This window comes from Corynebacterium sp. 212_CJEI (assembly GCF_001055915.1).
In the GTDB taxonomy this organism is placed as follows: Bacteria; Actinomycetota; Actinomycetes; order Mycobacteriales; family Mycobacteriaceae; genus Corynebacterium; species Corynebacterium jeikeium_D.
Map to the genome: position 1 here is coordinate 64,125 of NZ_JVPT01000048.1, position 22,704 is coordinate 86,828.

A 22,704-nucleotide genomic window follows, 5' to 3' on the forward strand; every position below is an offset into this window, starting at 1 on the left:
CAGGGTTTACAACTTAATTGGAGCATCCTCCGGCTCCACCGCGCGAGGCAGATTGGACTCGCCCATCAGGTACTGGTCCACGGCCTCGGCGCAGGCGCGGCCTTCGGCGATAGCCCACACAATCAAACTGGCACCGTGGCCATTGTCACCGGCCACGAACACCGGACCGTCGAAGTTCTGCTCGATGTCGCTGCGCACGGCAAGGTAGTCGTCGTCACGCATCATCACACCGCGATCGTTGAACTGAATACCCAGCTCATGCGGCAGGCCCCCGCGCTCCGGACCGGAGAAGCCCAGAGCAATGAGAACTAGGTCGGCATCGAGCTCGAAATCCGTGTCCTCCATGGGCACGCGCTTCCCATCGATGACCTCGACCTCGTTGGCGGACAGACCGGTCACGTGACCGTCCTCGCCGTGGAAGGAGACGGTGTTGACATTGAAGACGCGCTTGCCGAGAGTCTCACCGGTAACGCGGGCGTTGAGTCCAAGGGCCTCGGTAACCTCTGGTGGCTCGGAACCAGTGATGGTGTACTCGCCCTCTTCGTGAGCGGTGGCCACACGCCAGACCAGCGGGTACATCGGCCACGGAGTCGACGCCGCACGGGACTTCGGAGCCCGCGGACGGATATCGAACTGCGTGACGGACGCAGCACCTTGACGCAGCGCGGTACCAAAGCAGTCAATACCGGTGTCGCCACCGCCAATGACGACAACCTTCTTGCCCTTGGCATCAATTGGCGGGCTGTCGAGCTCGCCTACGGCAACGCGGTTGGCGCCCGGCAAGTACTCCATAGCCTGGTGAATGCCCTCGAGGTCACGGCCATCGACGGGCAGGTCACGAGCCAGCGAGGCGCCGGTAGCTAGGACCACTGCATCGAAATCGGCCAGGTCAGCGGCTGTCGGTGAGATGTTGGTGCGGAACTCAGTGCCCTCGATTTCCATCTGCTCAAGGCGACGGTCGAGGAAACGCTGCTCCATCTTGTAGTCCGGTACACCGTAGCGCATCAGACCACCAATCTTGTCGTCACGCTCGAAGACCGTGACATCATGCCCGGCGCGAGTGAGCTGCTGTGCTGCAGCAAGGCCCGCCGGCCCGGAGCCGATGACAGCGATGTGTTGGCCGGTGTCGAAAGTCGGCACAATCGGCTGCACCCAACCCTCATCGAAACCTCGCTCAACGATGGCCAGCTCAATATTTTTAATGGTCACCGCATCGTCGTTGATGCCGAGGACGCAGCCGCCTTCACAGGGAGCCGGGCACAGCCGGCCAGTCCACTCGGGAAAGTTGTTGGTGGCGTGCAAGCGCTCGAAAGCCTCGTGCCAGCGGTTCTGACGAACCAGGTCATTCCACTCCGGAATGATGTTGCCCAGAGGGCAGGCCGAGTGACAAAACGGCACGCCGCAGTCCATACAGCGGGTCGCCTGCTGTTGCAGGTGCTCCTGACTAGCCTCCTCATAGACTTCTTTCCAGTCCATCAGACGCAGCGGAACCGGGCGATGAGCAGGCTCTTCGCGTTGGAACTTCATGAAACCCTTCGGATCAGCCATTGCTTACTGCCTCCATGATTGCCTCGTTGATGTCAGCGTCGTTGTCCTTTGCCTTCGCGACTACGTCGAGAATTCGGGCGTAATCACGCGGCATAATTTTGATGAACTGTGCAGCCGGGAACCGAGTCTTAGAACCCGTGAGCTTGCGGTGCTTCGACAGCGTTGCCTCCAGCCAGCTGATGTCCTCATCGTCGAGCGGCACGATGTCGACCAACTCGGTGTTGATGTTCGCTCGCGTCGCCTCGTTATCCAGCAGGTAGGCGATACCGCCACTCATACCGGCGCCGAAGTTGTGACCGACCGGGCCCGCCACTACGACGCGGCCACCGGTCATGTACTCGCAACCGTGGTTACCGATGCCCTCGACCACGGCCGTGGCACCGGAGTTACGCACGCAGAAGCGCTCGCCGACGGTGCCGCGGACGAAGATTTCACCGCTAGTGGCACCGAAACCAATGACGTTGCCGGCAATCGTGTCGGTAGCCACATCCGCGGTTGGCGGGGCCGAACGTGAAGGTCGGACCACAATCTTGCCGCCGCATAGGCCCTTGCCGACGAAGTCGTTGGCATCGCCCTCCAGCTTGATAGTCACACCGGCTGGCAGGAACGCGCCCAGCGAGTTACCGGCAGAACCGAGCAGGTTGACGACGATAGAGTCGTCGGCAAGCCCCTGCTTACCTGCGACCTTGGTGACTTCGTACCCGAGGCGCGTGCCCACGGAACGGTTCACATTGCTGATGGCGTGGTGCAGCGCCACTGGCGTCGGCGCCAACCCGTTCGCACGCGCCGTACGCAGCGCGGGCTGCGCTTCGTCGATGAGGCGCTCGTCCAACGCCCCCTCGAGGCCGTGGTCCTGCGCCTTCGTGCAGTAGGAATCCTGATCCACAAAGAAGGGGCTCTCGGCAACGTGCAGGATTCGCTCTAGGTCAAGCTTTGCGACGCGCGGAAGGTTGCCCAGATTCTTGCGCGGACGCAGGCACTCGGCATGTCCGACCGCTTCATCGATGGTGCGGAAACCCAGCTCAGCGAGGTATTCACGGACCTGCTGGGCGATGAAGGTGAAGAAGTTGACCACGTGCTCGGCACGGCCGGTGAACTTGCTCCGCAACGTCGGATTCTGGGTGGCAATACCGACTGGGCAGGTGTCCAGGTGGCAGACGCGCATCATGACGCAGCCCTCAACCACCAGCGGAGCGGTAGCAAAACCAAACTCCTCAGCGCCCAACAGCATCGCGACCACGACATCGCGACCGGTCTTGAGCTGGCCATCGCACTGCACGCGGATGCGGTCGCGCAACCCGTTGAGCATCAGGGTCTGCTGGGTTTCAGCGAGCCCCAGCTCCCACGGACCGCCCGCGTGCTTGAGGCTGGTCAGCGGCGAGGCACCAGTGCCGCCATCGTGGCCGGAGATCAGCACGACGTCGGCATGCGCCTTCGACACACCAGCGGCGACAGTACCCACACCCTGCTCGGAGACGAGCTTCACGTGAATGCGGGCGCGCGGGTTGGCGTTCTTGAGGTCGTAAATGAGCTGCGCCAAATCCTCAATCGAGTAGATGTCGTGATGCGGTGGTGGCGAGATCAGACCCACGCCCGGGGTGGTGATGCGCACTTCCGCAATCCACGGGTAGACCTTGTTCGGTGGCAACTGGCCGCCTTCGCCGGGCTTTGCACCCTGGGCCATCTTAATCTGGATGTCGGTGCAGTTGGACAGGTAGTGGCTGGTCACACCGAAGCGGCCCGACGCTACCTGCTTGATGGCAGAGCGTTTCCAATCGCCGTTGGCCTCCATTTCGAAACGGTCTGGATCTTCGCCGCCCTCGCCGGAATTGGACATCGCACCCAGGCGATTCATAGCGATGGCCAGCGTCTCATGTGCCTCCGCAGAGATGGAGCCGTAGCTCATCGCGCCGGTGGAGAAACGCTTGACGATGCTGGAGACCGGTTCAACCTCTTCAATGTCGATCGGCTCGCGGTCCGAGGCGAACTCGAGCATGCCGCGCAGAGTTGCCAGCTGCTTGGTCTGCTCATCGACCTTGTTGGTGTAGTCGCGGAAGACCGCGTACTGACCAGTGCGGGTCGCATGCTGCAGCGTGTAGATGGTCTCCGGGTTGAATAGGTGGTACTCGCCTTCGCGACGCCACTTGTACTCGCCGCCGAGATCCAGCTCGCGGTGTGCTTGCTCTTCCGGACGCGGCAGGAATGCGCTGCGGTGACGAGCTGCAACGTCTTCTGCGACCTCGTCGAGACCGATACCCTCCAGCGGAGAAACAGCGCCGGTGAAGTACTCGTCCAGGAACTCCTGCGACAGACCGACGGTGTCGGCCAGCTGTGCGCCACGGTAGGACTGCAGTGAGGCGATACCCATCTTGGACATGACCTTCAACACGCCCTTGGAGGCGGCCTTACAGTAGTTCGAGCAGGCCTGATCCAGCGTCAGATCACCAAGCTGATCCTTCATGCGCAGCTCATCGATGGTTTCGAAAGCCATGTACGGATTAATGGCATCGGCACCAAAGCCCAGCAGCATGGCCATGTGGTGCACCTCGCGGGCGTCGCCAGCCTCAATGATGAGGCTGGCGCGCGTGCGAGTGCGCTCCTCCACCAGGTGGTGGTGGACCGCAGAGGTCAGCAGCAGCGACGGGATGGGGGCAAAGCGCTCATTGGACTCGCGGTCAGACAGCACAATCAGTCGGGCACCACGGTCGATGGCCTCAGAGACCTCACGGCGGACACGACGGATAGCGTTGCGCAGGCCGCGGCCACCGCGGGCGACCGGGTACAGGCCGGAGATGACCTCGGCACGGAACTCGGAATACTCCTCGTTCTTGCCTGCCTGGCACAGGGTGACAAAGTCGTGGTTGTCCAGGATTGGATGCTCAAGCCGGATGCGACGGGCGGCATCGGCGGTGGGCTCCAGGATGTTGGTCTCTGCACCCAGCAACGTATTCATGCTGGTGATGGACTTTTCGCGCAGCGAGTCCAACGGCGGGTTGGTAACCTGCGCGAACCGCTGCGAGAAGAAGTCGAACAGCATGCGAGGGCGGTTGGACAGTGCCGCAATCGGCGTGTCTGAGCCCATCGAACCCAGGCCCTCCGCGCCGGTGAGTGCCATCGGGCGGATGATTAGGTCAACGTCTTCCTCGGTGATGCCGAAGACGCGCTGCCGCAACACCGCGCGGGCATGCGGCATGTACTGGTAGCGCTCTCGTGGCAGGTCGGTGATGTCGACCAGGCCCTCTTTGATCCATTCCTCGTATGGACCGGTGGCGGCCAGCGTGGACTTAATCTCCTTGTCCTCAATAATGCGACCGGCCTTCATGTCCACCAGGAACATGCGCCCCGGCTGCACGCGTGTGCGCTGCACAATCTGCTCCGGCGGGATATCCAGGACGCCAGCTTCGGAGGCCATCACCACCAGGCCCTCGTCGGTCACCCAGATGCGCCCCGGGCGCAGGCCATTGCGATCCAGGGTGGCTCCGATGACCTGGCCGTCGGTAAAGCAGATGGCAGCGGGGCCGTCCCACGGCTCCATCAGGCAGGCGTGGTACTCGTAGAACGCGCGAACCTGCGGGCTGAGGTTGTCGTCGTGCTCCCAGGCCTGCGGAACCATCATCATGACCGCATGCGGGAGACTACGACCACCGAGATGCAGTAACTCCAGGGCCTCGTCGAAACGCGCAGTGTCAGAACCGTTGGGGTCGCACACCGGCAGTGCGCGGTCGATGTTGCCCAGCTTGCCAGAGCGAATCAGCGACTCGCGGGCGCGCATCCAATTCTCGTTGCCGCGCACAGTGTTGATTTCGCCATTGTGAGCGACGTAGCGGTACGGGTGTGCCAGCGGCCAGGACGGGAAAGTGTTCGTGGAAAAGCGTGAGTGCACGATGGCGAGCGCGGAAGTGACTTCCTTCTGCTGCAGGTCAAGGTAGACATCCTTCAGCTGCGGAGTAGTCAGCATGCCCTTGTAGACGATCGTGCGGCTGGACAGCGACGGGAAGTACACGGTGTCGCCACCAGAGCCCTCACCGGCGCCCTTTCCACCCAGCTCTCGCTCGCAGCGCTTACGCAGGAAGAACATCTTGCGGTCGAGATCGATATCGCTGAGCTGGCGCCCCTCGTAGTTCTTCGCGGTAACGAAGAGCTGACGCAGCACCGGCATAGCCTGGCGAGCCATCTGACCAAGCCCGTCAGCGTTAATCGGCACATCGCGCCATGCCAAGATCTCGATGCCCTCTTCGGCGCAGATATCTTCAATAGCCCGGATGGCATCGAGGGTGGCCATGCGCGACTGCGGCAGGAACGCAATACCGGTGGCGTAGGTGCCGGCCGGCGGCAAAATAACGCCTTCCTTGCTCAGCTCAGCACGGTAGTAGGCATCCGGAACCTGAATGAGAATGCCGGCACCGTCGCCGGTGGTCTTCTCAGCGCCGGCGGCACCGCGGTGGTCGAGGTTGACCAGTGCCTGAATGCCCTTTTCCACAATGTCATGGGTCTGGCGACCGTAAATGTCGGCAACAAAGGCCACGCCACACGCATCATGTTCGTTCGACGGGTGGTAGAGACCTTCCCTCTGAGGACCACGAGGCAATGTGGTCGCTGTTTCGGTCAGAGTCATGGCTGTCTTAGCTGTCATGGCTGTTTTCCCCTTGTAGGTGCAATGTGCCAATTGGGGGACACGGGTTATCTATATTTCCAACTGTTTTAACAATGCACTTTCATCTAGGCGTATTGCAATACGTATTTAGGGAACTAGCTATATTTACCCACCCCCGAAGGAGCTAGAACACCCTTCCCGTTCGACTAAAACCGGGCTTTTACTACCCGCTTTAACGCCATAACCCCCTAATCGAGCTACCACCCCCGCTAACTACGCACAATTGTTCGATTCTTTAGCAAACCTCCCTCCATACCCAATCCGCCCCCACCGCTATGGTTAGCTCCATGCTCGCCAACCGTCGTTTCCGCTCGCCACTGCAGGGCCTCGCCCTCCTCATCGGCGCAGCGACAATCCTCAGCGGCTGCACGGCTCCCACAGTCCCCACTCCAGAGAGCCAGTCGTACAGCCCGGCTCCGGCACCCGCATTCACGCCCGAGCCAGAGGAACCCGCGCCCGAGATTCCTGAAGCGCCCGACTCCCCGGACGTCCCCGACACCCCAGCGCCCGGCACATCGCCTATCGACGGCATCCGTAGCGCCCTCAACCAGCTGGAGATAAAAGGGCGGGCACCGAAAACCGGCTATGCGCGCGACGAGTTCGGGCAGCGTTGGAGCGATGACGTCTCTGCCGAGTTTGGGCACAACGGATGCGACACGCGAAACGATGTTTTGAATCGTGACCTTATTAATAAGGAGTACAAACCAAATAGTCGCGATTGCGTCGTGCTTTCAGGGCAGTTACTGGATCCCTATACCGGCACGATGATTGATTTCCAGCGCGGCCGCAACACCTCTTCCGCCGTACAGATCGACCATGTCGTAGCCTTGAGCGACGCCTGGCAAAAGGGGGCACAGCAACTCCCACCAGAGGTTCGGCAGGACTTTGCCAATGACCCCCTCAACCTCTTGGCCGTCGATGGCCCCGCCAATCAACAGAAGCGGGATAGCGATGCCGCATCCTGGGTACCCGCCAATAAGCCATTTCGCTGCCAGTATGTCGCTCGCCAGGTGGCGGTAAAACAGAAATACCACCTATGGGCCACGCAGGCGGAGTATGATGCCATCGACCGTTGGCTCTCCACCTGCACACCAGAGGATGAGCCCGCACTTGCCGCCCTAACCCTGAATTAGGGCAACTTCCTCAGGCGCTCACCAACACCACGCTTCTAGGCTCAAGCCGGCGAATATGTCACCTATTTAGCTACGTGTTCGCAACCTCCGCCCCTCCTAGTCTCGAACATTTCTATTTTTCAGAAGATTCCTAGCCCCCTAATTTCTGGGGGCGACCGCCATTCAGCTACTGCCCGCCCCGTCAAACAAACCAACCGAAAACCCCTGGGTTCATAGAGTTATATACGTCAATATCAGAATTGAATTCGTTACCGCAGTGTTATCCTTTCGTTATATTCACTGCTTCCTGTCGGTTTATAACTGTTTGATAACACTGTATCCTCGAGCCCGTACGCGAAAAGGTATCCGTCGTAAAGCATTGCGCACACTGACTGCGTATTTTTACTTTTCTTCGTGGAAACTACTTTTTGACGCGGCACAGGTTTGTTAAAGTCTGGTTGTTACAAAAACGCACTATCGTGACTGATGGTGTCAATGTGACTGAAGAGTCGCTTGGCGCTATTAGCCGCTTGTCCATCACCTTGGAGGATTCTCACCCATGGCAGCTGAAATGAAGGCTCCGCAAGTACCACTTGGGCTGCAAATCAAGGCTTTTGCCCAGTCGATTCCACCGCTCCTGCGTACCGGCGCCCTGTACATGACTCCGAAGACGGCGCCGAAGGTCCTCGATTACCTGCGTCGCCTGAAGTTCTCCGTCGCCAGCCTGATTTCCATGGGTGCGCTGCGCTACCCGGATCGCCTCGCCCTTGTCGACGATGACGGTGAACTCACCTATTCTCAGCTGCTTGACAACTCTCACGCCCTGGCTCGCGCCTTGATGGACCGTGGCATGACCCAGAAGTCCAGCTTCGGCGTTATCGCACGCAACGGCCGCGGCATCATCCTGCCGATGGCCATCAAGGGATTCATCGGCTCCGAAATTATGCTGATGAACATCGGCTCCGGCCCGACTCAGATTCGCGGTGTCGTTGACCAGAATAAGGCCAAGTTCCTGTTCGTCGATGACGAGTTCCTGGGCAACCTGCCAGAAGACCTCGACGATGTCACCGTCGTTATTACCTCCGTGACCAAGCCGGAGACCCGCAAGAACGCGGGCAAGAACTTCGTGTTCATGGAAGACCTCATTGAAGAAGGTCGTACATCGAACGCCAAGCTAGATCCGAAGCCGGAGCAGGGACGCATCATCATCATGTCCTCCGGCACCACCGGCATCCCGAAGGGTGTCCTGCGCAATGAGCCCAAGACACCGGCAACCGTGGGTGCAATCGCCGATCGTATTCCGTGGCGCCGCAACATGGTCATTCACCAGTCCGCATCCATGTTCCACGCCTGGGGCTGGGCAAATGTGCTGATTGGCATGGCTACCGGCTCCACCATTGTCACCATGCGTGTCTTCGACCCGAAGAAGGCTGTTGACCAGTGTGAACAGTACGGCTGTAACGGCATGATTTCCGCGGCCTTCTTCCTGCGCCAGATCAAGGATGTTCTGGATGAGGAGCCGAACCGCAAGATTGGCCCGTTCCGCTTCATTGTCTCCTCTGGTAACGCCATCCCGGGCTGGCTCGTCTCCGCGCTGACTCACCGCTTCGGTCCGGTTATCTGTAACTTCTACGGCTCCACCGAGGCCGGCCTGTGCTCCATCGCATCCGGCGCGGACCTCGCAGCCCGCCCGGACTCCGCAGGTCGCCCGGCAATTGGCGCCAAGGTTCGCATCCTGGGTGACGACGGCAAGGAAGTCGAGCCGGGTGAGGTTGGCATGATCCACACCGCTCAGGAGCTCTCCTTCATCGGTTACCTGAACAAGAAGGACAAGTTCACCACCGTCGATGGCCTGTTCCAGATTGGTGACCTCGGCCGTATCGACCAGGACGGCTACCTGTACATCTGTGGTCGCTCCGACGACATGGTGATCAAGGGCGGCGAGAACGTCTTCCCACGCGAGGTCGAAGAAATTCTGGGCCCGGTGCCGGGCATCGCCGATGTCTTCTGCCACGGCAGCAACGAAAACGACGAGATTTTCGCTGACCTGTTCCTCTACGTTGTCCGCGAGGACAATGAGGCCGGCAAGAACCTCACCGAGGACATGCTGCGCGAGTACGTCCGCGAAACTCTGGCCGAGCACTCCACTCCGGACCGCGTCTTCTTCGTCGACTCCCTGCCGCGCAACGCCATCGGCAAGGTTGTCCCGCGCGAGGTCAAGGCGATGCACGAGCGCCTGAATCTGGACGCTCAGTAAGAAGCCTGCACACGAAAGTGTGCCCACCGGCTATCCGCCTGGTGGGCACACTTTTTGCTTATTTCCGCTACCTTTTACACGGCTATCCGCGCGGGCGCACCTGGATTTCATCCACGTTGGCATCCGCTCCGGTATCAACGGCCAGACGTACCGCGGCTGCGATTGATTCAGGCCGCATGAACTTCGTGCCGTCGTAACGCCAATCCGCATCATCGCGGTGCCAATTCGACTGCAGCTGAACCTGCATATCGGTATCGACGCGCCCGGGGTGCACGGAGCTGACTCGTACCGCGCCACGCTCTTCCTCGCGCAGCGCATCGGTGAAGGCCCGCAGCGCGAACTTCGACGCTGCATACGGCGAAGTACCAGCTGAAGCGCGGAATCCCGAGCCCGAGTTGATTGTCACCAGCGTGCCCTCCGCCTTGCGCAGCGCTGGCAGCAGCTCGCGTGTCAGGTCGGCGACGGCGACGACGTTGATGTCCATAATTCGCGACCAGTCCGCACGCGAAACCTCCGCCACGTCCCCATCGACGTACACGCCCGCCGAGTGCACGAGCACATCTAACCCGCGCCCACCGAGCGCCTCCAACAGCTTTGCCACTTCCGCGTTTACGGCGTCGGTATCACCCAGATCAGCAACGAATACGCTTGCCGACGGCAACTGCGACGCCACCTTCTCGGCAGACTCAGCACTGGTAGCGCCCACAATGACATGGTGATCACGGGAGAGATCCTTGGCGACCGCCAGGCCAATACCACGGCTTGCGCCCGTGACCAGGGCAATTTTGGTGTCAGCGGCAATATCGATGCTCATGTACGGCTCCTCTATGTAGTCGGTTTACTTCTTCGGCTTTGCGCCGCCCACCTGGTCGATGGGGGTCACCTGCAGGAAGTCAATGTTGACGCGATTCGGGCGGGTGGCCGCGAACACAATGATGTCGGCAACATCATCGGCGGTCAGCGACTCAACGCCGTCGTAGACCGCTGCGGCCTTGGTCTCGTCGCCGTCGAAACGCACGAGTGAGAAGTCGGTGTGGACGCGCCCCGGATCGATTTCAGTGACGCGCACGCCATCGGCAGCAACCTCTTGACGCAGGACTTCCACCAGTGCGCGCTCAGCGTGCTTGGCTGCGTTGTAGCCGGCACCGCCGGTGTAGACCTGACGGCCGGCAATCGAGCCGACGGTGAGCACAATGCCACTGGTGGACTTCAATGCGGGCAGCAGTGCGCGGGTGACGCGCAGGGTGCCCAGCACATTGACCTCGTACATCCAGCGCCACTTTTCCTCGACAGCGCCTTCAACCGATTCCATGCCCCAGGCGCCACCGGCATTGTTAACCAGCACGTCGACGCGCGGTTCGGCCTTAGCCAGCGCCGCCACATCGGCGTCAGAGGTGACGTCAACCTTGTAGACCGTCGCTTCACCACCGGCAGCGCGAATCTCCTCCGCGACAGCCTCGAGCTTGTCCTCGCGGCGGGCTCCCAGCACAACGCGGAAACCTTCAGCTGCGAACTGCTTGGCAGTGGCTGCACCAATACCGGAAGAAGCACCGGTAACTACAGCTACTTTCTTGCCATTAGTTGAAGTTTCAGAGGTCATGGGGGCTCAACTCCTTGCTACATGCGTCTACTAATATCCCCGACTGTAGTCATACGACACCCTCCTGCGCCGAAGACTGCGTGTGCTTTACACCTGATGTTCCACGTGAAACGTATATAAAACTGTGCAGGAATTTTCCCGATTCACCTCATACACAGCCGCTAAAACCGCGATACTGGTTGCATGTCTGACCAGCCTCACTTCCCACATCTTCTCTCCCCTCTCGACGTCGGTCCTCTAACTCTGCGCAATCGCATCATCATGGGCTCAATGCACTCCGGTCTGGAAGATCGCACCCGTGATATCCCCAAGCTGGCTGCCTACCTGGGTCGACGCGCCGAAGGTGGCGTGGGGCTCATCGTCACCGGCGGTTATGCTCCCAACATCGAAGGTTGGCTGACTCCGGCCGGTTCGATGATGGCGTCGAAGCGCATGGCGGACAATCACCGCCGCGTTACTGACCTCGTGCACTCCCACGGCAGCCACATCGTGCTGCAGGTGCTGCACGCCGGTCGTTACAGCTACAGCCCGCTGGCCCGCTCCGCCAATACCGGTCAGTCGCCGATTAGCCCGTTTAAGGCTCACCGCCTCACCGGCTTTGATGTCTCGCGCACCATTGGCGCCTACGTCCGCGCCGCGAAGCTCGCAAAGCGCGCCGGTTACGACGGCATCGAGGTTATGGGCTCCGAGGGTTACCTGCTCAACCAGTTCCTGGCCGAGCGCACCAACCACCGCTCGGACAACTGGGGTGGCAGCGCCGAGGCTCGCATGCGCCTGCCCATCGAAATTGTCCGTCGTATTCGCGCCGAAGTGGGCGAGGACTTCCTACTGCAGTACCGCATTTCGCTTCTTGACCTGGTGGAAGACGGCCAGACCTGGTCCGAGACCACTGAACTCGCGCAACGTCTGGTCGAGGCTGGCGTCGATGTCTTCAACACCGGTATCGGCTGGCACGAAGCACGCGTCCCCACCATCGTCACGTCCGTGCCGCGCGCCGCATTCACGGATCTGACGGGTCGTCTCCGTTCGCTTGTCGACGTCCCGGTGGCAGCCTCCAACCGAATCAACCGCCCCGAGGTTGCGGAGAAGATCCTCGCTGACGGCAATGCGGACCTGATTTCCATGGCCCGCCCACTGCTGGCTGACCCGGACTTCGCCATCAAGGCGGGCGATGGTCGAGCTGACCAGATCAACACCTGTATCGCCTGTAACCAGGCCTGCTTGGACCACACCTTCGCGGCCAAGCGCTCCACCTGTTTGGTCAACCCGAAGGCTGCTTACGAAACCGAGTTGGTATCCGTGCCGGTTGCGAAGGACAAGGCCAAGCGCATCGCCGTCATCGGCGCTGGTGTGGCTGGACTCGCTTTCGCGGAAGCCGCAGCTCAGCGCGGTCACCACCCAGAGATTTTCGAGGCCGCCGACCAGATTGGTGGCCAGTTCAACCTCGCCGCAAAGATTCCGGGCAAGGAGGACTATGGCGAGACGCTGAAGTACTTCTCCCGTCGCCTGGAGGTCCTCGAAGTTCCGGTTCACCTGAACACGCGTGCCGACGTCGACGAGCTCAAGACCAAGTTTGACCACGTGATTGTGGCCACGGGTGTCACCCCGCGTATCCCGGGCATTGACGGTATCGACCACGAGAAGGTCATTCGTTACGACGAGCTGCTCTCGGGTGCGAAGCAGGCCGGCAACAAGGTGGCCGTCATCGGTGCTGGCGGTATCGGTGTGGACGTGTGTGAATACCTCACTCGCAAGCCGAACCAGACCATCGAAGCCTGGAAGGACGCCTGGGGCGTCGGTGACCCTGCGGAGTTCCGCGCGGGTCTGACCAAGCCGGGCACGGTCTCTGGCGCGGCTGAGGAGTTTGAGGTTGAGCGCGAGGTGCACCTGCTGCAGCGCAAGACCTCCCGCATCGGTAAGGGCCTGGGCAAGACCACTGGTTGGGTTCACCGTGCGGAGATCAAGAAGGCCGGTGTCAAGCAGTACACCGGCGTCACCTACAACCGTATCGATGACGAGGGCCTGCACATCACCATCGATGAAAAGCAACAGGTCATCGCGGTTGACAACGTGATTGTCTGTACTGGTCAGGTATCCAATCTGGACTGCCTGGGCGGCAAGGATCGCGAGAGCGTCACCGGCGATAACTCCAATGTCACCATCATCGGCGGCGCGGACGTGGCCGCTGAGCTGGACGCAAAGCGTGCCATCCGCCAGGCCGTTGAGGTAGCGCTCGCGCTGTAGGGCTAGGGCTGCTACGCCTCGTAGCGGTCGGTGTAGGCGCGCTGCTCGAACTCGAAACGGCCCGGGTGAGCCGGGAACTCACCCGGGACACCGATGGCCAGCAACAGCGCTACCGCCACATCGGTGTCACCGGCACCGATAGCTTCCTTGACCTTCTGCTCACTAAAGCCCGTCATCGGGGAGCTAGCCCAACCAAAGGCGCTGGCAGTGACCATAGCGAAAGAAGCGGCAATCATGGCGTCGCGGATTGCGAACTCGCGGGAGAGACCCTTTTCCTCGCGGACCTTATGGAAGGAGGTCATCGAGGCTTCCCGCTCGGCAGCGGCAACTTCGTCCCACAGGCCAGTCGCCTTGTTGGCCTCAACCAGGCGTGGAATACCGCGCTTCCAGCCGGTCGGCTCACCAATGAAGGCGAGCAGCAGCGGCGCATTGGCAACCTGCTTCTGACCACCGGCAGCTTCCACTACCTGCTGGCGCACCTCAGGGTCCTCGATGCGCACGATAGCCCGAGACTGAATGTTAAAGGCGCTGGGAGCTTCCAGAGATAGCTCCAGGAGGCGGCGCACGTCAGCGTCGTCAAGCGGTTCGTCAGCGTAGACGCGCGTGGCACGGCGGTTGCGGATGATGTTCTCAAATTCGGTGGCGAACTGGTCGCGCGGAGAATGCGAAGTCATGCATTAAAGAATAACTGTTTGCCAACCTTCGAGTTCGAGCAGCCAGCGCTTCATTTCGCGGCCGCCGGCATAGGATCCGAAAGACCCCGCTCCCCCACTGGCGGGCACCACGCGGTGACAGGGAATCAGAATGCCCAGCGGATTGGTGGCACAGGCCGAGCCAGCAGCTCTGGCGGCACGGGGTGATCCGGCCATTTCAGCGAGCTCACCGTAGGTCACAACCTGGCCATACGGCACGTCGCGCAGTGCGGTCAGCGCACGAGCGCGGAAAGAATCCTGGGTGAATATGTCGCAGTCCAGCGGCAGCGCAAACTCGCGGCGCTGCCCGGCAAAGTACTCGCGGAACTGCTGCGCTGCCTGTTCCGCCACCGCTTGCGCTTCGGGGTCGGCGGCGCTGGGGTCGTCGTCAAGCACGGGGCCTAAGAGATTGACTTCGACGACCCCGCGAGCGGAGGTGGCGATTCCAAGCACGCCGAAAGGCGTTTCTACCTGGGAAATCGCCATAAAACCTCCTACTTAGCCCTTGTTGGCCTGGAACCAGGCCAGCAGCTCGTCCCACTCCTTCTCGTGACCGGAGCGGAAGTAACCACCGTAGCCCACGCCCTTGCCGCCAGCCGGCTGAGCCTGGCGCTTTTCAATCTTTTCAGCAGAGCTCATCACATTGGTGATCAGGTCTGCCGAGGACTCCTCAGTCCAGTAATCATCCGGAACGCGGATGGACAGGAACGGCTGCGGAGCCTTGGAGAAGCGGTTAGCGAAGTCGAACTCGGAGTCGTCGAAGAAGTAGCCTTCCTTGCGAGCCCAGCGAGCCCACTGACGCATGACACCGTTCGGCGGCTCAACAGCCAGACGCCACGCCGACGCCGGAATATGGCCGGTAATGAAACCGCTAATCGGGCCGAGAATATTGAAGATGAAGAATGCGCGGACCTTGCCCGCCACTGACGGCACCTTGGAAATACGCATACCGCGGCAGTTGACCAACGCCGCTGCGTCATAGGTGCCCTCGGAGCCGGCGTAGACGATGCCGTGACCGCCAACCGCGTGGCCGACAGCGAAGTGCGGCACGTCCGGGTAGGTCTCCTTGGCCCACTCAATCACACCCGGAATATCCTTGGTGATCCAGTCCGACATCCGGATGTCTTCATTGTTCTGGTCAGTCTTCAGAGCGGACTGGCCAATTCCGCGGTAATCATAGGTGATAACGCCGTAGCCCTTTTCTGCCACGGTCTCAGCGAAACGGTGGTAGAAACCCTGCGGCACACCGGTACCGGAGTGAACGGTGATGATGCCGTTGGGAATGTTCTCTGGGTTCTCCTTCGGGCGGAACATGGTTCCGCGCAGCAGGACGCGGTCATTAGCCGGAATAATGATGTCCTGCCGAGGGCACGGCTCCGGCAACTTCGGGCTCTTCGCGGAAAAACGGCTATCCCCAGTGGAAGTGGTTGAGGCTTCGGAGGTCATTTATGCAGTTCCTTCGAGTGGACTTAAACAGTGCATGATTTTGTATACACAATCTTAAAGTGTAAGGCTCATCACTTTCAGCGCTTTCGTGGAATTTGCCTCACACGCGTTACAACTGCACATCCCCATAGGCGCGTTCGTCCTCAATTGGCTCCAGATGCGAGGAGATATGCACACCTGGGAAACGCTCCCGCAGCTCATCTTCCATCGCGGTAAGCACATCGTGACCGCGCTCCACGCTCCACGCGCCCGGCACCAGCACATGAAACTCAATGAACTTCTGATACCCCGACTCGCGAGTGCGGATTTCGTGGACGTCGATGCCACGACTCCGGTCACGGTGCGAGGCCAAAATCTCATCCACCGCCACGCGGTCGTCGCCCTCCATGGCCTTGTCCATCAGGCCGTTACCGGAATCGCGCAGCAGCTTGTAGCCGGTGACCAGGATGTTTACGGCCACGGCCAGCGCGATAATCGGGTCGAGCCACCACAGGCCGGTAGCCCACACCAGAGCCACACCCGCCAGAACGCCGGCGGAGGTCCACACGTCGGTCATCAGATGCTTACCGTCGGCGGTCAGCGCCAGGGAGTTGTGGTGGCGCCCGGCCTTAAGCAGAACCAGCGCCACCGCACCATTGATCACCGAGGCAATTACGGTCACGACGAGGCCCAGGCCAATCTGCTCAATCGGCTGCGGGTTCACCAACCGCTCGATGGAGACATAAATAATGGCCGCCGCCGCCACGAAGATCATGGCACCTTCCAGCCCGGCCGAGAAGTACTCTGCCTTGGAATGGCCGAACTCATGATCACGGTCCGCGGGCCGCGCGATAACCTTGAGCACAATAATTGCGACAACTGCCGCAACCAGATTGACAATCGACTCCGTCGCGTCGGAAAGCAGGCCCACCGATCCGGTCAGAGTGTAGCCCCAAAACTTCAGCGCGATGGTGACGACCGCCGCCCCCACTGAAAGCCAACCAAAACGAGATAAGTCCTGCATATGCGGGCACTTTACCCGCCTTTCCGGAGTTACTACCAGTTCTATGAGCACCGATTTCCAGTTCAATTTGCAGAACATTTCTGCAGGCCTGCCGTTCGCGTCGCAACTCGCCTCGCTTGCCGACGCCGTGCGCGACCACGACGTAGTAGTCCAGGCCCCACCGGGCACCGGCAAGACCACTTTGGTTCCGCCGGCAGTAGCCAACACCCTGGGCGGCCGCATTGTGGTCACGGCTCCCCGGCGTGTGGCGGTGCGCTCGGCAGCGCGGCGGTTGGCGCAGTTGTCGGGCACCAAGCTCGGTGAGGAAGTTGGCTACTCGGTGCGTGGCGACGCAAAAGTTTCCCGCGCCACCCGCGTGGAGTTTGTCACTCCCGGTGTGCTGCTGCGCCGACTGCTGCGCGACGGCGACGTGGATGCCAGCGCGGTGCTCATCGATGAGGTACACGAGCGCGGCTTGGACACCGACCTGGTGTTGGCAATGGTGCGCGACTTGCGGGATATCCGCGATGACCTGCGCCTTGTCGCTATGTCGGCAACGGTGGACGCACCGAAGTTCGCGGCCTTGCTCGGCGGCTCCACCCCGGCTCCCATTGTGGCGGCGGAGGCGGAGATCTTTCCTCTGGACATCCGCTACGCGCCCTTTCCGCAGCGGCTGAATGCACGCGGTGTGACCGACGACTTCCTGCAGCACGTTGCCGCCCAGGCCAGCACACTCGCGGAAGAAGCCGCCGGTGATGTGCTGGTTTTCCTCCCTGGCATCCGCGAGGTGGAACGCTGCGCAGGCTATATCGCGGATTCCTCGGAGGTGGCGGTGCTGACGCTGCACGGCCAGCAGAGCTCCGAGGAGCAGGACCGCGTGTTCCGTCGGCAAGCGGACGGTAGGCGCGTGATTGTGTCCACCGCGATTGCGGAATCATCCGTGACCGTGCCGGGCGTGCGCGCCGTTGTCGACGCCTGCCTCGCGCGCGGACCGCGACTCGACATTGCGCGTGGCTTCTCCGGCCTGGTCACCAGCTCGTGTGCACAGTCCTCGGCGAACCAGCGCGCAGGCCGAGCGGGACGTGAGGGCCCAGGCATCGTGGTGCGCTGCGTCTCCCAGTCGGAATTCGCGTCCTTTCCCGCCTGGCCCGCGCCGGAAATCGAGGTCGCCGACCTGACCCAAGCGCTCCTCGACGCCGCCGCGTGGGGCACGCCGGGGATGCAGGGACTGAAGCTTCTCGACGCCCCACCACCCCACCACGCCGAGGCTGCAAACCGCATTCTCGCTGGCCTGGGCGCTGTTGATGAGGCCGGTGACATCACGGAACTCGGCCGCACCCTGGCTACCCTGCCGGTGCATCCGCGCATGGGACGCGCGCTGCTGACCGCCACGGCCACGATGCCGCAGCACGCTGACGCGGTCGCACGCGCGGTGGAGAAACTCACCGACGCCCGCGGCTTGGCCAAGCAGGTGCGCAGCATTGAGCTGGATACTGAAGCGCCTGCCAACCTGCTGCCCTCGGACACTCCCGCGCTGGTCACGGCCCTGGCCTGGCCGGATTTCATCGGGCGACGCCGCAGTGCGAACTCCGACGAATACCTCTTTACCGGCGGCACCGCTGCGGAACTCACCCGTGGTTCTGACCTGCGCGGCCACGAATGGATCGCGGCCGCCGACATCTCGCGGCTCTCCCATGGGCGCGCGCTGATTCGCGACGGCGAGGCGATCGACCTGGAAATCGCCATGCTCGCCGCCGGCCACCTCGCCCGCACGGAGACCACGGCGCGCGTCGAACAGGGCCGCGTTCGCGCCCGCGAGCGTGACCTGCTCGGCGCCATCGAGCTGTCCTCCCGCCAGGTCTCCCCAACACCTGAGCAGTGCATTGCTGCCAACTCCGCCTGGCTTGCCGACGCGCTTGCCGACGCCGCCCCCAACCTCGACCGCGACACCGAACAACTCCGCCGCCGCATGGCCTTTCTCCACACTCATCGCGGTGCCCCATGGCCGGATGTCTCCCCCGCAGGGCTCGCGGCCCAGGCCGAGCTCCTCTTTGCTGGCGAGCTGGACCGCCCGACCCCTCCCAAGCTAGATGCCGAGCACCTCCGCCGCCTGCTGCCCTGGCCGGAGGCCACGGACTTCGACCGGCTGGTGCCCGAACGCCTGGAGGTCCCCTCCGGTTCGAAGATTCGCCTGGAGTACCCGGAGGACCCCACGGACCCTGAGGCAAAGATTGTGCTCGCCGTGAAGTTGCAGGAGTGCTTCGGCCTGGCGGAGACCCCGCAGGTATTGGAAAAGCCGGTGACAATGCATTTGCTGTCACCGGCTCAGCGACCCCTCGCGGTCACTCAGGACTTGGAAAGTTTCTGGAATGGCGCCTACGCACAGGTTCGCTCCGAGATGCGGGGCCGTTACCCCAAGCACCCGTGGCCGGAGAACCCGTGGAAGGAGCAGGCTACTGCGAGAACGAAGCGTCGTCGTTAAGCAAGCCCGTCGTTAAGCAGCTGCCTGTGCCCGCACGCGACTGGGCTTGCGCCAGAGGTAGATTGCGTAGCCCAGGCAGGTGAAGAAGAGCACGCCGCCCATGATTCCCTGCATGTTGCCGTAGAACCACTGCCCCACATTGGCAGCGTGGCCGAAGTCATTGCCCACGAACACCTCGTACGGTGCCCACCAGTGGGCGATCATGAACAGGACACCGACAATAATGTGCCCGATCTCGCGGACGAAGAGCACCAGCGGCACGAAGACCATGACGATCGACCAGTGGTGGCTGACCGCGTATGGCCCGGCGAAGCTGACCGCCAGCGCAACGAAACCAAGGGCTGCGACATCATAGCCGTTGCGGTGGTAGATCCACGCCACGAAAGCAGCAGCGATGGCACCGATGAGGAAGAAACCGTAGATGCCAATATCGAGCGCGGTACCCTCCACCCCGGCGCGGGCGAGCAGACCACTGAACGCCTGGTTGGCCTCATAGGTCGGGGCGCCACCGCGGTTGCCGGCGAAGAACTCATCGGTCCAGAAGTAGATGGACTCCTTAAAGCGCACGGCGAAACCAATAGCGACGGTCACCAGGAACCAGCAGAAGCTCTTGGCCACGGCCGCAAAGTCACGGCGCATGAGGAACACCAGCGCATATGCCGCGGGGGTGATCTTAATTCCCGCCGCGATACCCACGCCCAGTCCACGCAGTTTCTTGGGCAAAAAGCCCAGCACATCGGAGACCACCAGCAGCGCGAGGAAGACGTTGATCTGCCCGAAGAGCACGTTGGCGCGCAGCGGGTCGAGCAGCATCACAACACCGAGCACGCAGGTAGCCATCAGCTTCGGACGCTCAGAGCCGAGACGAGTGAAGACCATCCACAGCATCGCCCACACCGCCGCCAGCGTGGCGAACGTCCAGATGATCTGCAGGGTCACCGGCCCCGCCCAGGTCAGCGGGTAAAACAGCAGCGCCGCAAACGGTGGGTAGATGAAGCGGAAACCCGATCTGGTGGGAAACTCTGGTGAGTAGAGATCCTGGTCTCGTCGTAGTGCCCAGCCGGCGTCTTGGAAGACCTCGAGGTCCATCATGTAGGCAGTTGCCGCAAGATAGATGAAGTCGATGACAACGACCAGCGACACCAGCCCAAATACAATTGCCAAGATCCGTCTCTGCATGACGGAAAGCGTCGAGAGTCTGTCCATGAGCATGATTCGACACTACCGCACAGTTCTTCCTACTCAGGCCTTAGAGTGGGAGGTATGTTCGTGGAAAACTATCGCAAGGTTCGCTCCGAGATCGACGACGCTTGCCGACGAGCTGGGCGCCAGCCCTCCGAGGTCCGCCTGCTGCCCGTCAGCAAGACTGTGCCTGTCGACGCCCTGGTGGAATCCTGGCCGGAGCTCGCAGCAGCCGGCTGCGCTGGCCTGGCGGAAAACCGCGTCCAGGAAGCGGTGGCCAAGGCGGAGGCATTCCGGGAGGCCTTCGGCGACAAGGCACCACATATGGCCATCATTGGTCCACTGCAGACGAATAAGGCCGGCCACTTGGTCAGTTGTGCTGATGAGTTTCAGGCTCTGGACCGCCCGAAGGTGGCCGGAGCACTGCAGCGTCGCTTGGCCGATTCCGAGCGCACGCTCGATGTCTTGATTCAGGTCAATGCCTCCCGCGAGCCGCAGAAGTCGGGTCTGGCGCCGAGCCACGCGGCGGAGTTTGTCCGCATGTTTGGCCCCGATGGCGAATACCCGAACCTGCGTCTGCGCGGGTTTATGACCATCGCGGCCCAGAATGATCCGAATGTGCGCGAGACCTTCGCGGAGCTGCGGGAGCTGCGGGACAGTCTGCTCGGGGATTTGCGGGACGGTGTCAGCCTCAACGAACTGTCAATGGGTATGTCCGGCGACTACCGCGAAGCCATCGCCGAGGGGGCGACCACCGTGCGTGTGGGACGCGCCATCTTCGGTGAGCGCTCCTATCAGAAATAAAGGTCGCGAAATAGAGGTAATCTCAATGCCATGAGTTCTGATGTCTCCCCGTGCTCCCGTCGTCGTTTCCTCCTGGGAACTGCCGCCACTGCAGCTGGCGCACTCGTAGCCGCTTGTGCACCAAAGTCTGCGGTGGAGAAGGTTGACGCTGCCGACATTCCGGTTGGCGGCGGTGTGGTGATCGGCAATTACGTCGTCACGCAGCCGGAGGAAGGCAAGTTCGCCGCTTTCTCCAGCTCCTGCCCGCACCAGAATGGTCGTATCACTGAGGTCAGCAATGGTGTGATGATTTGCCCGAACCACAACTCCCACTTTGATATTGCTACTGGTGAGGTTGTTTCTGGCCCCTCGCGTAAGCCCGCTGGTCAGGCATCGCTTTCAGCCGAAGGCACTGAGCTGATTGTGGGCCAGAAGTAGGTTCCGGAAGCAGATTAGTGGTCGGTGGGTTCAAGGCCTAGAAGATCTACGCCAGCCGGCGCCAGCTGGAATCGCAGCGGACGGCGGCTCGTCGGCGTTGCCAGTCCTTGAGCCTCTAACTCGGCGAGATACTTTCGCGCTGTCCGCTTCTCCTTGCCGATGGTGTCGGCGACGTGTTCGAGCTTGATTCCATAATCAGGTCCGAACAACCGAGCCTGTGCCAGGACAAACAGCGTCCCGATCTCGTTGTCTGTCAGCGACACGGATAGTGCCTGCTCGGGCGAGTTGGTTAGCTCAGCTACCCGCTGTTCAAGCTTCTCGCACTGGTGGGACTTCATCTGCAGCTCTTCCAGCAAATACTGCTGAGCATTCAGAATGACATCAGCCATCACCTCGACGAAGAACGTGACTTCGCCCCGGTTCATTGGGTCTTCCGTAGTGGTAAAAGCCTTGTAATACTTCGCTTTATCCTCAGCGAGTTGGCGAGAAATAGTCAGCGCTGTGGCAGGTGAGAGTGTCTCCCGCAAAGCCACTGACAGCAGAAAACGCCCCATCCGACCATTGCCGTCATAAAACGGGTGAACGAACTCGAACATGAAATGGCTTGCCAGGATTCGAATAAGCCGATTGTCCTCTGAGGAATTCACCGTTTCCAGGAACTCATTGAGAAGTTGGTGAATGGCAGCTTCACTTTCAACACCGCGATGAATCTGTCGCTGCCCATCGGTAATTGTGACCGTTGATGCTCTAAAGAGTTCACCGTCTAACTCGTCCTCGGCGCCAATTTCATCGCCGAGAAGTTGATCGTACTGCTGCCGGATCCCTGTGAGCGTTGTCGGAAACTCAATCCGCTCATCGTTTGCCAGCCGGAAATAGAGCTGACTGAACTCATGAAAGCGCTTGTGCTGGGTTCCCGAAGTGTTGTCCAACGCCTCGGCGACTTCTCGCCGTGTGGAGTGGATTCCCTCAATCTCATTGGTGGCTACCACCTCGGCCAGGAGCAGATTGAAGAGATAGTGAGTCCGCGCTGCACCCGGCAGACGATTCCACAACTGTGAAATCTGCAGCTCTAGAGACAGAATCTTTTCAACCTTGGCTGCGAGATCGCTTGTAATGCAGCAAAAGAGTGGCCACTGCCCCAGCGGAAAGTGCCACTGAATCGTCGACGGGGAGTCTTTGCGTGACTGGTACTCGCTCTCCACTGCCTGTTCCGCATCGTGTGCAGACATGTGGAAGATCCTCTTAAGCGGATAGTGCTTCACGGCGAGTCTCCCCCCTTCTGTT

16 protein-coding genes are annotated in these 22,704 nt (G+C 61.2%); 6 read left to right on the forward strand and 10 right to left on the reverse strand.

Annotated elements, in window-relative coordinates; translation table 11 throughout:
- Positions 1-6: 6 nt before the first annotated feature.
- Positions 7-1,548 (reverse strand): glutamate synthase subunit beta, encoded by a 1,542-nt coding sequence (locus ADB02_RS04815; protein ID WP_049189812.1) that lies wholly within the window; start codon positions 1,546-1,548, stop codon positions 7-9.
- Positions 1,541-6,163: a glutamate synthase large subunit gene (gene gltB / locus ADB02_RS04820; RefSeq protein WP_049189861.1), complete on the reverse strand. Its 4,623-nt coding sequence runs from the start codon at positions 6,161-6,163 to the stop codon at positions 1,541-1,543. Before gltB ends, ADB02_RS04815 begins: the two co-directional genes overlap by 8 nt.
- A gap of 314 nt (positions 6,164-6,477) precedes the next feature.
- Between gltB and ADB02_RS04825 the strand changes: the two genes are divergently transcribed.
- A complete protein-coding gene (locus ADB02_RS04825) occupies positions 6,478-7,335 on the forward strand; it encodes an HNH endonuclease family protein (protein WP_080969576.1) in 858 nt (285 codons plus the stop codon).
- 538 nt (positions 7,336-7,873) lie between these two features.
- A complete protein-coding gene (locus ADB02_RS04830; protein ID WP_049189813.1) occupies positions 7,874-9,571 on the forward strand; it encodes an AMP-binding protein in 1,698 nt (565 codons plus the stop codon).
- Positions 9,572-9,653: 82 nt separating this feature from the next.
- Here ADB02_RS04830 and ADB02_RS04835 read toward each other — a convergent pair whose 3' ends face one another.
- Positions 9,654-10,385: an SDR family oxidoreductase gene (locus ADB02_RS04835; RefSeq protein WP_049189815.1), complete on the reverse strand. Its 732-nt coding sequence runs from the start codon at positions 10,383-10,385 to the stop codon at positions 9,654-9,656.
- A 24-nt stretch (positions 10,386-10,409) separates the two neighbouring features.
- Entirely contained in the window at positions 10,410-11,171 is a 762-nt protein-coding gene (locus ADB02_RS04840) for an SDR family oxidoreductase (RefSeq protein ID WP_049189816.1), read from the reverse strand.
- A gap of 183 nt (positions 11,172-11,354) precedes the next feature.
- Between ADB02_RS04840 and ADB02_RS04845 the strand changes: the two genes are divergently transcribed.
- Positions 11,355-13,415 (forward strand): FAD-dependent oxidoreductase, encoded by a 2,061-nt coding sequence (locus ADB02_RS04845; RefSeq protein ID WP_049189818.1) that lies wholly within the window; start codon positions 11,355-11,357, stop codon positions 13,413-13,415.
- Between the two features lie 11 nt (positions 13,416-13,426).
- Here ADB02_RS04845 and ADB02_RS04850 read toward each other — a convergent pair whose 3' ends face one another.
- The 4 genes from ADB02_RS04850 to ADB02_RS04865 form a co-directional block, all read right to left on the reverse strand.
- Complete coding sequence (locus tag ADB02_RS04850; RefSeq protein ID WP_049172542.1) at positions 13,427-14,089, reverse strand: nitroreductase family protein; 663 nt, start codon at positions 14,087-14,089, stop codon at positions 13,427-13,429.
- A gap of 3 nt (positions 14,090-14,092) precedes the next feature.
- A complete protein-coding gene (locus ADB02_RS04855; RefSeq protein ID WP_049172545.1) occupies positions 14,093-14,593 on the reverse strand; it encodes a methylated-DNA--[protein]-cysteine S-methyltransferase in 501 nt (166 codons plus the stop codon).
- A gap of 12 nt (positions 14,594-14,605) precedes the next feature.
- On the reverse strand, positions 14,606-15,553 hold the full coding sequence (locus tag ADB02_RS04860; protein ID WP_049189819.1) for an alpha/beta fold hydrolase: 948 nt from the start codon (positions 15,551-15,553) through the stop codon (positions 14,606-14,608).
- 109 nt (positions 15,554-15,662) lie between these two features.
- Positions 15,663-16,556: a cation diffusion facilitator family transporter gene (locus ADB02_RS04865; RefSeq protein ID WP_049189821.1), complete on the reverse strand. Its 894-nt coding sequence runs from the start codon at positions 16,554-16,556 to the stop codon at positions 15,663-15,665.
- Between the two features lie 43 nt (positions 16,557-16,599).
- On the opposite strand from ADB02_RS04865, the gene ADB02_RS04870 reads away from it, so the two are divergent.
- On the forward strand, positions 16,600-19,017 hold the full coding sequence (locus ADB02_RS04870; RefSeq protein ID WP_049189823.1) for an ATP-dependent RNA helicase: 2,418 nt from the start codon (positions 16,600-16,602) through the stop codon (positions 19,015-19,017).
- A 12-nt stretch (positions 19,018-19,029) separates the two neighbouring features.
- On the opposite strand, the gene ADB02_RS04875 is transcribed toward ADB02_RS04870, so the two are convergent.
- Positions 19,030-20,196 carry a glycosyltransferase 87 family protein gene (locus ADB02_RS04875; RefSeq protein ID WP_224433604.1) on the reverse strand — a complete coding sequence of 389 codons (1,167 nt, stop codon included), beginning with the start codon at positions 20,194-20,196 and terminating at the stop codon, positions 19,030-19,032.
- Between the two features lie 84 nt (positions 20,197-20,280).
- On the opposite strand from ADB02_RS04875, the gene ADB02_RS04880 reads away from it, so the two are divergent.
- A complete protein-coding gene (locus ADB02_RS04880; protein ID WP_049189826.1) occupies positions 20,281-21,003 on the forward strand; it encodes a YggS family pyridoxal phosphate-dependent enzyme in 723 nt (240 codons plus the stop codon).
- A gap of 30 nt (positions 21,004-21,033) precedes the next feature.
- Positions 21,034-21,420: a Rieske (2Fe-2S) protein gene (locus tag ADB02_RS04885; protein ID WP_049172555.1), complete on the forward strand. Its 387-nt coding sequence runs from the start codon at positions 21,034-21,036 to the stop codon at positions 21,418-21,420.
- A 14-nt stretch (positions 21,421-21,434) separates the two neighbouring features.
- Here ADB02_RS04885 and ADB02_RS04890 read toward each other — a convergent pair whose 3' ends face one another.
- Positions 21,435-22,649, reverse strand: a complete 1,215-nt coding sequence (locus ADB02_RS04890) for a Fic family protein (RefSeq protein WP_065421712.1) — start codon at positions 22,647-22,649, stop codon at positions 21,435-21,437.
- Positions 22,650-22,704: the final 55 nt, after the last annotated feature.